This window comes from Streptomyces sp. 13-12-16 (assembly GCF_002114215.1).
Taxonomy (GTDB): Bacteria; Actinomycetota; Actinomycetes; order Streptomycetales; family Streptomycetaceae; genus Streptomyces.
The window spans coordinates 1-11,467 of record NZ_NCTE01000451.1; the positions used below are offsets into that span (position 1 = coordinate 1).

13 protein-coding genes are annotated in these 11,467 nt (G+C 73.3%); 4 read left to right on the forward strand and 9 right to left on the reverse strand.

Features of this window, described 5'->3' with window-relative positions:
- The first annotated feature begins 2 nt into the window (after positions 1 to 2).
- The 4 genes from B7767_RS18345 to B7767_RS18360 are packed head-to-tail and all read left to right on the forward strand — an operon-like array spanning position 3 to position 4,736.
- Positions 3 to 1,184: an ADP-ribosylglycohydrolase family protein gene (locus tag B7767_RS18345; protein WP_085573138.1), complete on the forward strand. Its 1,182-nt coding sequence runs from the start codon at positions 3 to 5 to the stop codon at positions 1,182 to 1,184.
- Entirely contained in the window at positions 1,172 to 2,692 is a 1,521-nt protein-coding gene (locus tag B7767_RS18350) for an ADP-ribosylglycohydrolase family protein (protein ID WP_085573139.1), read from the forward strand. Before B7767_RS18345 ends, B7767_RS18350 begins: the two co-directional genes overlap by 13 nt.
- On the forward strand, positions 2,689 to 3,909 hold the full coding sequence (locus B7767_RS18355) for a CaiB/BaiF CoA-transferase family protein (protein WP_085573140.1): 1,221 nt from the start codon (positions 2,689 to 2,691) through the stop codon (positions 3,907 to 3,909). Before B7767_RS18350 ends, B7767_RS18355 begins: the two co-directional genes overlap by 4 nt.
- Positions 3,906 to 4,736 carry a CoA ester lyase gene (locus B7767_RS18360; protein WP_085573141.1) on the forward strand — a complete coding sequence of 277 codons (831 nt, stop codon included), beginning with the start codon at positions 3,906 to 3,908 and terminating at the stop codon, positions 4,734 to 4,736. Before B7767_RS18355 ends, B7767_RS18360 begins: the two co-directional genes overlap by 4 nt.
- Before the next feature lie 248 nt (positions 4,737 to 4,984).
- Here the strand turns inward: B7767_RS18360 and lgt are convergent, their stop codons facing one another.
- The 9 genes from lgt to B7767_RS18400 form a co-directional block, all read right to left on the reverse strand.
- Positions 4,985 to 5,941: a prolipoprotein diacylglyceryl transferase gene (gene lgt, locus B7767_RS18365; RefSeq protein ID WP_085573142.1), complete on the reverse strand. Its 957-nt coding sequence runs from the start codon at positions 5,939 to 5,941 to the stop codon at positions 4,985 to 4,987.
- Positions 5,942 to 6,034: 93 nt separating this feature from the next.
- Entirely contained in the window at positions 6,035 to 6,814 is a 780-nt protein-coding gene (locus B7767_RS18370) for a thioredoxin domain-containing protein (RefSeq protein WP_085573143.1), read from the reverse strand.
- A gap of 97 nt (positions 6,815 to 6,911) precedes the next feature.
- A complete protein-coding gene (gene trpA, locus B7767_RS18375) occupies positions 6,912 to 7,727 on the reverse strand; it encodes a tryptophan synthase subunit alpha (protein ID WP_085573144.1) in 816 nt (271 codons plus the stop codon).
- Complete coding sequence (gene trpB, locus B7767_RS18380) at positions 7,724 to 9,007, reverse strand: tryptophan synthase subunit beta (protein WP_085573145.1); 1,284 nt, start codon at positions 9,005 to 9,007, stop codon at positions 7,724 to 7,726. Before trpB ends, trpA begins: the two co-directional genes overlap by 4 nt.
- Before the next feature lie 131 nt (positions 9,008 to 9,138).
- Complete coding sequence (trpM, locus tag B7767_RS49340; RefSeq protein ID WP_371102252.1) at positions 9,139 to 9,282, reverse strand: tryptophan biosynthesis modulator TrpM; 144 nt, start codon at positions 9,280 to 9,282, stop codon at positions 9,139 to 9,141.
- A 22-nt stretch (positions 9,283 to 9,304) separates the two neighbouring features.
- Positions 9,305 to 10,114 carry an indole-3-glycerol phosphate synthase TrpC gene (trpC, locus tag B7767_RS18385; protein ID WP_085573146.1) on the reverse strand — a complete coding sequence of 270 codons (810 nt, stop codon included), beginning with the start codon at positions 10,112 to 10,114 and terminating at the stop codon, positions 9,305 to 9,307.
- Between the two features lie 120 nt (positions 10,115 to 10,234).
- Positions 10,235 to 10,672, reverse strand: a complete 438-nt coding sequence (locus B7767_RS18390) for a DUF2752 domain-containing protein (protein WP_179167186.1) — start codon at positions 10,670 to 10,672, stop codon at positions 10,235 to 10,237.
- 75 nt (positions 10,673 to 10,747) lie between these two features.
- Entirely contained in the window at positions 10,748 to 10,999 is a 252-nt protein-coding gene (locus tag B7767_RS18395) for an HGxxPAAW family protein (RefSeq protein ID WP_085573147.1), read from the reverse strand.
- A gap of 167 nt (positions 11,000 to 11,166) precedes the next feature.
- On the reverse strand, positions 11,167 to 11,467 hold a 301-nt coding region (locus tag B7767_RS18400; protein WP_107486165.1), incomplete at its 5' end, for a TIGR02234 family membrane protein.

The following is an 11,467-nucleotide window of genomic DNA, read 5'->3' on the forward strand; positions in this document are numbered from 1 at the left end:
GCATGACGCGCGAAAAGGCGGAAAAGAGCGACCAGGGCCCGCCCCTGGACGAACGGATCACCGGCGCCCTCGTCGGAGCGGCCGTCGGTGACGCCCTCGGCGGGCCGGTCGAAGGGTACTCCCCCGAGCAGATCGTCGAGCGCCACGGCGGGCGCGTACACGGCGTCGTCGGCCCGTGGAACGGCGACGCGTGGCGCACCGCCCGCCCCATCGCGCCGTACCACAAGGGCGACGGCCACGTCACCGACGACACCCTGATGACGCACGCGCTGATCCGGGTGTACGCGACGGTCCGCGACCACCTGGACGCCTACGCCGTCGCCGATCACCTGGTCCCGGACCTGATGACGAACCCGCGCTGGATCCCGGAGCTGGAGGCGGAGGCGCTCCCGCTGCAGCGGATCTTCCTCGCCGAGAAGTGGCTCGTGGCCCGCCTGCACTACGGCCACGTCGACCCTCGTGAGGCCGGCACCGGCAACATCGTCAACTGCGGTGCCGCGATGTACATGGCCCCGGTCGGCCTGGTCAACGCCGCCCATCCGGCCGCCGCCTACGCCGAGGCGCTGGATGTCGCGGGCGCGCACCAGTCGTCGTACGGCAGGGAGGCGGCCGGTGTCTTCGCGGCGGCCGTGGCGGCGGCGTGCGCGCCGGGTGCGACGGCGGACTCGGTGGTCGCCGCGTGCCTGTCGTCCGCGAAGGACGGCACGCGGACGGCGATCGAGAAGGTCTGCGAAGTCGCCTCGCGGCACACGGACTTCGAGTCGGCGCTGGGTCCGCTGCGGGAGGCGGTGGCGCCGTACGACACGGTCGGCCCCGACTACCGCTCCCCCTCCCTGGGCGCCCGCCGCCCGTCCCGGCTGCACGCCGTCGAGGAGCTCCCGGTGGCACTGGGCATGCTGGTGGTGGCCGGCGGCGACTTCCACCACGCGGTCCTCGGCGCGGTGAACTACGGCCGCGACTGCGACTCCATCGCCACGATGGCCGGCGCGGTGGCCGGCGCGCTCGGCTCACCGGTACCCGAGGACTGGGCCAAGACGGTGGCGGAGGCCAGCCGCCTCGACCTGTGGGAACCGGCGGCCACCCTCACCGCCGTGACGCGCGAGATCTTCGTACGCGACGTGCGGCGCCGCCGCGCCCACGAGCGGGCGTTCGCGGACCTGGGAGGCCCCGGATGCTCCGACTGACCTGGGTCCAACCGGAGGACCTGATCGGCCACGAACTGCGCCAGGCGTCCCAGGACGGCCGCGCACCCTCCGCCGTCGCCGCCCGCTGGCACGCGGCGGGCGGCCCCGAAGCCCCGGTCCACGCGGGCGCGTCCCCGGAACCGGCCTCCCCCTACCTCCGCCTCCTGGCCACCGACCTCCTCGACGAGCTCGCCGACCTCCCCAGCACCCTGACCGACGACGAACCGACCGACCTGCCTCGAATCAAGTCCCTGTGCCCCGACTGGCCACGCACTGCGGACGGTCGCCCCGCCCCCCGCGGGCAGTCGTGCCTCCCCCGGTGCCCGGAGGGCCCGGGAGGTGCCCCCACGGGCGATGGGGGGCCACCCGCTCGAGCGAGGCCGGGAGCGGGGGAGGGCGGGCACGACGGCACCCCGCGAGCGCCGGGCCGCGCGACCACCCCCCGGTCAGCGCACCCCGCCGCCCTGGAAGCCGCCTGGCTCGGCAGAGCAGTCGGCTGCCTCCTGGGCAAACCGGTGGAGAAACTCCCCCTCACCGCCATCCGCCAACTGGCCCGGGCAACCGGCAACTGGCCCCTCACCACCTACTTCACCGCCCGCGGCGTCCCCGAGGACCTCCTCACCGGACACCCCTGGAACCGCCGTTCCGCGACGACCTCCCTCGCCGAGAACATCGACGGCATGCCCGAGGACGACGACCTCAACTACCCCCTCCTGAACCTCCTCGTCCTGCAACGCCACACCCGCGCCTTCACCCCCACCGACGTGGCCCGCGTCTGGCTGGACGAACTCCCCGCCGGCCGCACCTTCACCGCCGAACGCGTCGCCTACCGCAACCTCCTCAGCGGCCTGGAACCCCCACTGACCGCCCGCCACCACAACCCCTTCCGCGAGTGGATCGGCGCCCTGATCCGCGCCGACGTGCACGGCTGGACCAATCCCGGCGACCCGGCCGCCGCCGCCGAGCAGGCCCACCGCGACGCCACCCTCACCCACACCGCCAACGGCGTCTACGCGGCGATGTTCACGGCGGCCGTCATCGCCACCGCCGGCACCGGCGACCACGACGTCCACGCCTGTCTGCGCACCGGCCTCACCGTCGTCCCGCCCCGCTCCCGCCTCGCCCGAGCCGTCCGCCGGGCCGTTCGGCTCGCGCACGAGCACACCGACTTCGACACCGTCGTCGACGTCCTGCACGACACCTACGCCGCCACCCACCACTGGGTGCACGCCGTCCCCAACACCGCCCTGATCGCCGCCGCCCTCACCCACGCCGACGGCGACTTCACCGGCTCCGTCTGCCGCGCGGTGTCCGGCGGCTGGGACACCGACTCCAACGGCGCGACGGCCGGCAGCATCGCCGCCCTCCTCGCCGGTTCGCCCCGTGCCCTCCCCGAACGCTGGACGGCCCCGCTGAAGAACCGCCTGGCCACCTCCGTCGGCGACTTCCACGGCACCGGCTTCGACACCCTGGCCCGTCTGACCCACCTGGAGGCCACCCGCTCATGAGGCCGTACGACGATCCCACCCCCTCCCCCACCGGCCCCCCGCTGACCGGGCTGCGCGTCCTGGACCTCGCCACCCTCTTCGCCGGCCCGCTCGCCGCGACCCTGCTCGGCGACTTCGGCGCGGAGGTCGTCAAGGTCGAGCACCCGAGGAAACCGGACCCCTCCCGCGGCCACGGCCCGTCGAAGGACGGCATCGGCCTGTGGTGGAAGATGCTCGGCCGCAACAAGCGCACCATCACCCTCGACCTGTCCACGCCCGGCGGACAGGCCACCCTCCTGCGCCTCGCCGGGACCGCCGACGTGGTCATCGAGAACTTCCGCCCCGGCACCCTGGAGAAGTGGGACCTGGGCTGGCCCGAGCTGTCCGCCGTCAACCCCCGGCTGGTCCTGGTCCGGGTCACCGGTTTCGGCCAGTTCGGCCCGTACGCCCACCGCCCCGGCTTCGGCACCCTCGCCGAGGCGATGAGCGGCTTCGCCTCGATCACCGGCGAACCGGACGCGCCGCCCACCCTCCCCCCGTTCGGCCTGGCGGACTCCATCGCGGGCCTGACCACGGCGTACGCCGTCATGACCGCGCTCGCCGGCCGGGACCGCACGGGAGAGGGCCAGGTCGTCGACATGGCGCTGATCGAGCCGATCCTGACCGCGCTGGGCCCCCAGCCCACCTGGTACGACCAGCTCGGCCACGTCCAGCCCCGCAGCGGCAACCGCTCCCAGAACAACGCCCCGCGCGGCACCTACCTCACCGCCGACGGCACCTGGGTCGCCGTCTCCACCTCGGCCCAGTCGATCGCCGAGCGCGTGATGGTGCTGGTGGGCCGTCCCGACCTGATCGAGGAGCCCTGGTTCGCCACCGGCGAGGACCGGGCCCGGCACGCGGACGTGCTGGACGAGGCGGTAGGCGGCTGGATCGCCCGGCACACCCGCACCGACGTGCTGGCCGCCTTCGAGAAGGCGGAGGCGGCGGTCGCCCCCGTCCAGGACGTACGGGACGTCATGGCGGACCCTCAGTACCAGGCACTGAACACGATCACCACGGTCGACGATCCGGAGCTGGGCCCGCTGCGCATGCAGAACGTCCTCTTCCGGCTCTCCGGCACCCCGGGCGCGATCCGCTGGGCGGGCCGCCCGCACGGCGCGGACACCGAGGAGGTCCTGACCGAGCTGGGCCTCACACCCGACGACCTCGCGGAGCTCCGCGCGGAGGGCGCCCTGTGACGGGCTTCCCGCTGACCTGGCTGTACGCCCCCGGCGACCGTCCTCCCGTGGTGGCGAAGGCGCTCACCTCCGGCGCCGACGTGGTGGTGGTCGACCTGGAGGACGCGGTCGCCCCCGACCGCAAGGCCTATGCCCGCTCCGCCACCGCCGAGCTGCTGCGCGAGCCCCAGCCGGTCCCGGTCCACGTCCGTGTCAACGCCCTGTCCGGCCCCTGGGCCCGCGCCGACCTCGCGGCCATCGCGCACGCCCCCGGCCTGTCCGGCCTGCGCCTCCCCAAGGTGTCGTCCCCGTCCGACGTCGTACGCGTCGCCCGGCGCGCCGTGTCCGCCCACGGCGGCCCACTGCCCCTGTACGCCCTCCTGGAGACGGCCCTCGGCATCGAACGCGCCCATGCCGTGGCCACCGCCCACCCGTCCCTGCGCGGTATCGCCATCGGAGAGGCGGACCTACGGACCGACCTGGGCGTACGCGACGACGCGGGCCTCGACTGGTCCCGCTCCCGGGTGGTCGTCGCCGCGCGTGCGGCGGGCCTCGCCCCACCCACCCAGTCCGTCCACCCCGACATCCGCGACCTGAACGGCCTGGCCGCCTCCTGCGCCCACGGCCGCGCCCTGGGCTTCCTGGGCCGCGCCGCCATCCACCCCCGCCAGCTGCCGGTCATCGAGCGCGCCTACCTCCCCACGGAGGAGGAGATCGAACAGGCGGAGACCATCCTCAAGGCAGCGGCCTCCGAGCAGGGCGCCCAGGCCCTCCCCAACGGCACCTTCATCGACACAGCGGTGGTGAAAGCAGCCCAAAGAACCCTCTCCCTGGCCACCAGACCCTGACCCGCTCCCCCGCAACCCACGAGCCATCGCACCACTGGGACGGCAATCCGCGGACGGTCGCGCCGCCACCCCCGCCCTCCGCGGACAGTTGCGCCGCCCCCACCCTCCGCGGGCGATCGTGCCGCAGGGCGGCACGGGTGGGCGCGACGGCGCCCCGCAAGCGCCGGGCCGCGCAACCCACCCCCGCCCCGCACAAACCGAGGGCGCCCGGAAAACCCCGGACGCCCTCGGTGTCGTACAGCAGACCGTCAGCTCTTCTTCGCCGACCCGGCCCCGTCCTTGGAGTGCTCGGCCTCGGCCTCGGAGGACTCCTCCTTCTCGGAAGGAGCACCCTCCTCGCCCTTCTCCACGGCCTCGGCCTCATCATCAGAGGCGGCCTCACCGCCGGAGGCCCCCGGCTCCACCACGTCCTCCCGCCCCGGCCGCTTCCGCGCCGACAGCACGATGTACAGCACCGCCAGCAGGAACACCAGGACCGCCGTCCAGTTGTTCAGCCGCAGCCCGAGAATGTGATGCGCCTCGTCGACCCGCATGTACTCGATCCAGAACCGCCCCGCGCAGTACGCGGCGACGTACAGCGCGAACGCCCGCCCGTGCCCGAGCTTGAACCGCCGGTCCGCCCAGATCACCAGCAGCGCCACACCGACGCACCACAGCGACTCGTACAGGAACGTCGGGTGGTACGTCCCCGCGACCCGGCCGTCGGAGGAGGACGTGATCTCCACCGCCCACGGCAGATCCGTGGCCCGCCCGTACAGCTCCTGGTTGAACCAGTTGCCCCAGCGTCCGATCGCCTGGGCGAAGGCGATGCCCGGCGCGATGGCGTCGGCGTAGGCGGGCAGCGGGATGCCACGGCGCCGGCAGCCGATCCACGCGCCCAGCGCGCCGAACGCGATCGCGCCCCAGATGCCGAGGCCGCCCTCCCAGATCTTGAAGGCGTCCACCCAGTCACGGCCCTCGCTGAAGTACAGCTGGTAGTCCGTGATCACGTGGTAGAGCCGGCCGCCGATCAGGCCGAAGGGGACGGCCCAGACAGCGATGTCGGCCACCGTGCCGGCCCGCCCGCCTCGGGCGATCCAGCGCTTGTTGCCGAGCCAGACGGCAACGAAGACGCCGATGATGATGCAGAACGCGTAGCCGCGCAGCGGAACGGGGCCGAGGTACAGCACCCCGCTCGACGGGCTGGGAATGTAGGCAAGTTCCATGGCAGGGTCGACGCTACCGTGCCGGACCGGCCGCACGGCAGGCAGCCCGGCTACGGCTCCATAACAGGACCGTCGGATCGTCGGTCCGGGGCGTCACTGTCCCTTGTTGGCCTCCTCGACCATCTGCTTGAACTTCTCGGGGGTCATCGAGCGGTCCTGGTTGATGTTCCTGCCCTCGTACATCACCGTCGGCGTGCCGCTGAAGCCGCCCTTCCGGAACGCCTCGTGGGACTTGGCGACCCAGCTGTTGTGCGTGCCGTCCTCGACGCAGGCGCGGAAGGCGGGGGTGTCGAGTCCGTCGACCTTCCCGGCCAGCTCGATCAGCTTGCCGTCGTCGGCGAAGGCGTCGTCGCTCTCCGGCGGCTGGTTCTCGAACAGCACGTCGTGGTACGCGGCGAACTTCCCGGCGTCCTGGGCGCAGGCGGCGGCGTTGGCCGCGTTGCGGGAGCCGGTGCCGCCCAGGCCGCTGTCGATCAGTGTGACCAGGTGGTACTCCACCTTCAGCCGGCCGGATTCGGTCAGCTCGTGGATGGTGGGGCTGTAGTTCTGCTCGAAGACCTTGCAGGCCGGGCAGCGGAAGTCCTCCCACACGGTGAGGGTGGCCTTGGCGCTCTCCTTGCCGACCGGGATGGCGAGGCCGTCCTTGCCCAGGGCCCCGGAGGGCGCGACGACGGGGCCGGACGCCTCGCTCTCGTCGTCCCCGCCCGAATTGGCGGCGATGACACCGATCACCGCCGCGAGCCCCAGGACACAGAGCACGCTCGCGCCCACGATCAGGCCACGGCGTCGCTTCTCCGCCTTCTTCTGCTTCTCGCGCTCGTCCGCCATCCGCTCCCGGGCGGTGCGCTTTCCCTCACGGTTCTTCTCGCTCACACCCGCAGAACGAACCGGGGAGGCGCACAGCGCCTCCCCGGTCCCAGGACCACCCGTACGAGGGATCCGTACGACTGTCTGCGGATGCCCCGGCCGGTTACGCCTGTCGGCGTACGCCCTTGGCCAGGTCACCGGCGAGCGCGCGGACGGCCTCGACGCCGGCGGCGGCGTCGGGGGCGTCCAGCATCCGCTTGACGAAGGCCGAGCCGACGATCACGCCGTCGGCGAAGCGGGCGACCTCGGCGGCCTGGGCGGGGTTGGAGACGCCGAGCCCGACGCAGACCGGGATGCCGGTGGTCGCACGGGTACGCCGCACCAGGTCCTCGGCCTGCGCGCCGACCGACTCACGGGTGCCGGTGACGCCCATGAGGGAGGCGGCGTAGACGAAGCCGCTGCCGACCGCGGTGATCTCGGCGAGCCGCTCGTCCTTGCTGCTGGGCGCGACCACGAAGACCGTGGCGAGCCCGTGCTTCTCCGCGTGCTCCCTCCACAGCGCCGACTCCTGGACCGGCAGGTCGGGCAGGATGCACCCGGCGCCGCCCGCCTCGGCCAGCTCGGCGGTGAACCGCTCCACGCCGTAGCGGTCGATGGGGTTCCAGTAGGTCATGACGAGGATCGGCTTGCCGGTGGCCGCGTGGGCCTCGCGGACCGTGCGCATCACGTCGGCGATCTTCACGCCGCCGCGCAGGGCGATGTCGTCGGCGGTCTGGATGACCGGGCCGTCGAGGACCGGGTCGCTGTGCGGCAGGCCCACCTCCACGACGTCGGCGCCGCCGTCCAGGGCGGCCTTGACGGCCTCGATGCCGCCGTCCACGGTGGGGAACCCGGCCGGGAGGTAGGCGATGAGGGCGGAGCGGCCCTCGGCCTTCGCCGCGGCGAGGGTGTCGTTCAGCAGCCGTACGTTCCCGCTCACTTGGCGTCCCCCTCGATCTCGGCGGTGCCGGCCTCGTCGGCGGCGACCTCGGCGTCGGTGTCGTACAGCCCGAAGTAGCGGGCGGCGGTGTCCATGTCCTTGTCGCCGCGCCCGGACAGGTTGACGACGATCAGCGCGTCCTTGCCCAGCTCCTTGCCGACCTCCAGGGCGCCGGCGAGGGCGTGGGCGCTCTCGATGGCCGGGATGATGCCCTCGGTGCGCGACAGCAGGCGCAGGGCCTGCATGGCGGCGTCGTCGGTCACCGCGCGGTACTCGCCGCGGCCGCTGTCCTTGAGGTAGGAGTGCTCGGGTCCGATGCCCGGGTAGTCCAGGCCGGCCGAGATCGAGTACGGCTCGGTGATCTGGCCCTCGTCGTCCTGGAGGACGTACGACCGGGAGCCGTGCAGGATGCCGGGCTCGCCCGCGGTGAGGGTGGCCGCGTGCTCGCCGCTCTCGATGCCGTGTCCGGCGGGCTCGCAGCCGATCAGGCGGACGCTCTCGTCGGGGATGAAGGCGTGGAACAGGCCGATGGCGTTGGAGCCGCCGCCGACGCAGGCGATCGCGGCGTCGGGCAGGCGCCCGGCGCGCTCCAGGAGCTGGCGGCGGGCCTCGACGCCGATGACGCGGTGGAAGTCGCGCACCATCGCCGGGAAGGGGTGCGGTCCCGCGACGGTGCCGAAGAGGTAGTGGGTGCGGTCGACGTTGGCGACCCAGTCGCGGAACGCCTCGTTGATGGCGTCCTTCAGGGTGCGGCTGCCGGACTTCACGGCGATGACCTCGGCGCCGAGCATGCGCATCCGGGCCACGTTGAGGGCCTGGCGCTGCGTGTCGATCTCGCCCATGTAGATGGTGCACTCGAGGCCGAAGAGGGCGCAGGCGGTGGCGGTGGCCACGCCGTGCTGGCCCGCGCCGGTCTCGGCGATGACGCGGGTCTTGCCCATGCGCTTGGTGAGGAGGGCCTGGCCGAGCACGTTGTTGATCTTGTGCGAGCCGGTGTGGTTCAGGTCCTCGCGCTTGAGGAAGACACGGGCTCCGCCGGCGTGTTCGGCGAAACGGGGGACCTCGGTGAGCGCGCTCGGGCGGCCGGTGTAGTCGGCCAGGAGGTCGTCGAGTTCCCGGGCGAACTCGGGGTCGTGCTTGGCCTTGTCGTACTCGACGGCGACCTCGTCGACCGCGGCGACGAGGGCCTCGGGGATGAACTTGCCGCCGAAGGCGCCGAAGTAGCCTTCGGGGCTCGGGGTCCGACCCTCCGGGTCGGGGATGAAGAAGTTGCTGGGCATGCGTGTACCTCACGGTGAGTGTGTGTCGGGCACGTTTCGCCGTGGGGCGGGGGTGGTCGGCCGGCTTCAGGCCTGGTGCGGCCGGTCGCGCTCACGCGACGGAGTCGCACATTCGGTACAGCCCCGCGCCCCTAAGAGGCGCGCTGCCATCGCCGCCCGTTCACCTGGCCCGGCTCGTCGCCGATGACGTAGCGGACCCTGCGGCCGTGCACCCGGCGGGCGGGGGCACGGCAGCCGCGGGGCCGGCAGCCTCGTGCGAGTCGGGAGAGCTTCATCGGGGCCAAGCCTACCGGCGGATCAGCCGCGGCCGTGGCGCAGTGCGGGGTGTTCGCCCGCTGCCACCAGGTCGGAGACGGCCGTCCTGGGGTCCTTGCCGGTGACCAGGGACTCGCCCACCAGGACGGCGTCGGCGCCGGCGTTGGCGTAGGCGATGAGGTCGTGCGGGCCGCGGACGCCGGACTCGGCGACCTTGACGATGTGCGCGGGGATCTCCGGGGCGACCCGCTCGAACGTGCCGCGGTCGACCTTCAGCGTCTTCAGGTTGCGCGCGTTGACGCCGATGACCTTGGCACCCGCGTCGACCGCGCGCTCGACCTCGTCCTCGTCGTGCACCTCGACGAGCGGGGTGAGGCCGATGGACACGGCGCGCTCGATCAGCGACTCCAGGGCCGGCTGGTCGAGGGCCGCGACGATCAGCAGGGCGAGGTCGGCGCCGTACGCGCGGGCCTCCCAGAGCTGGTACGACGTGACGATGAAGTCCTTGCGCAGGACGGGGACGTCCACGCGCGCGCGGACGGCCTCCAGGTCCGCCAGCGAGCCGCCGAAGCGGCGCTGTTCGGTGAGGACGGAGATGACGGCGGCGCCGCCCGCCTCGTAGTCGGCGGCGAGTCCCGCCGGGTCGGCGATCGCGGCCAGCGCGCCCTTGGACGGGCTGGAGCGCTTGACCTCGCAGATCACCTTGACGCCGTCGCCGCGCAGGGCGGCCGCGCCGTCCTTGGCCGCGGGAGCCTTCGCCGCACGCTCCTTGAGCTCGTCGAGGCTGACGCGCGCCTGCCGCTCCGCGAGGTCGGCACGGACTCCGTCGATGATCTCGTCGAGCACACTCACGCGAGCGGCCCCCTTCCTGACGGTCGGTCTTCACTGGTCACTGCGATGGTATCCGCAGCGGGGCGGATGCCTCGCATCCAGGTTGACGCCGGTCTCCCCATCTGGACTTTCGCTGATCGATCAAGGATGCAGCCAGCCGCCGAACGGCAGGTTCCGGACAACCGTGAACACCAGGAGCAGTGCTCCCAGGGACCACAGGAGCACCGGCGGCGGATCGATCCGCGGCGGCGGCCCGCCGCGCACCGCGCGGACCACCCAGACGGTCCACAGCACGGCGCAGACGGTGTAGCCGAGGACGGCGGGAGCGTTGGCCTGGAGGGCGGCCGGGAGGTCGCCGTGGACGACGGCGTGCGCGCTGCGCAGTCCGCCGCAGCCGGGGCAGTACAGGCCGGTGAGGCGCAGCAGCGGGCAGGCGGGGTAGTGGCCGGGCTCGTTGGGGTCCACGGCCCCGACGTAGGCGAAGGCCCCGGCGACGGCGGCGAGCAGCCCCGCGGGGACGGCCAGTCGGGCCGCTCTGCCGGGGGGCGCTCCGGGGGTGGAAGCGTTCACGCCGTGCATTGTGCCCCGGACACGGCTCAGGGGCGGTTCCGGCGTCGTGCCGGGCCCGCCCCTGTGCGGGGTGCTCCGCCGTGCTCAGCCCTGGGCGCGGGCCGGCGCGCGGTCGCCGGTGACCTGGTGCACGGGGTGGTTGCTCTTCGGCTGGCCCATGCCCATCGAGCGCATGACGGCGCCGACGACACCGCCGAGGAGTACGACGCCCATGCTCGCCCAGAAGCCCACGGGCTGGTCCATCACCATGAACGCGCCACCGGCGCAGAAGCCGATGAAGGCGATGATGACACCGGTCCAGGCGGCCGGGGTGTGACCGTGGCTGCTGCCCGCCATTGCTTGCTCCTCGTTGCTGTGTACCTGTCTGAGCAGACGCTCGCCCTCATTGTCCCGCACGCACGCGCCGAGGGTGAGCGGGGGTACCACGCCGAACCGCGGGCCGCCCCAAGCCGCGGGCAGTCGTGCCGCCCCAGCGGCTCGGCCGCCCGCAGCCAGGGGGCGCGTTACGCGCTCGTCGGGTCCTCGCCCCTGTCCAGGGCCTTCCAGAGGTCCTCGGGGCGGTCGGGGTCGACGGACGCGGGCTTGCGGCGCGGGCGTGGGGCGCCGTTGCGTTCGTAGCGGCCGGACATGGCCGGCCAGAGGCGCCCGTAGCGCAGGGCGAGCAGGCCGGCCAGCAGCAGCAGGACACCGCCCGCGGCGGCCACGTACGGCCACGCCGTGTGGCTCAGGGCCTCCACGGTCGCGGACGTGTCCCCCGACGCCTCCGCCGCCTTCTCGTCGAGCGCCGCGCTGTCCGACGCCCCG

Bases quoted from the DNA above. Each gene is read 5' to 3' on its own strand.
- B7767_RS18390 (WP_179167186.1), bottom strand. From the start codon at position 10,672: ATGCACGGCGTGAACGCTTCCACCCCCGGAGCGCCCCCCGGCAGAGCG.
- trpB (WP_085573145.1), bottom strand. From the start codon at position 9,007: ATGCCCAGCAACTTCTTCATCCCCGACCCGGAGGGTCGGACCCCGAGC.
- lgt (WP_085573142.1), bottom strand. From the start codon at position 5,941: ATGGAACTTGCCTACATTCCCAGCCCGTCGAGCGGGGTGCTGTACCTC.
- B7767_RS18350 (WP_085573139.1), top strand. From the start codon at position 1,172: ATGCTCCGACTGACCTGGGTCCAACCGGAGGACCTGATCGGCCACGAA.
- trpM (WP_371102252.1), bottom strand. From the start codon at position 9,282: ATGAAGCTCTCCCGACTCGCACGAGGCTGCCGGCCCCGCGGCTGCCGT.
- B7767_RS18345 (WP_085573138.1), top strand. From the start codon at position 3: ATGACGCGCGAAAAGGCGGAAAAGAGCGACCAGGGCCCGCCCCTGGAC.
- B7767_RS18395 (WP_085573147.1), bottom strand. From the start codon at position 10,999: ATGGCGGGCAGCAGCCACGGTCACACCCCGGCCGCCTGGACCGGTGTC.
- B7767_RS18355 (WP_085573140.1), top strand. From the start codon at position 2,689: ATGAGGCCGTACGACGATCCCACCCCCTCCCCCACCGGCCCCCCGCTG.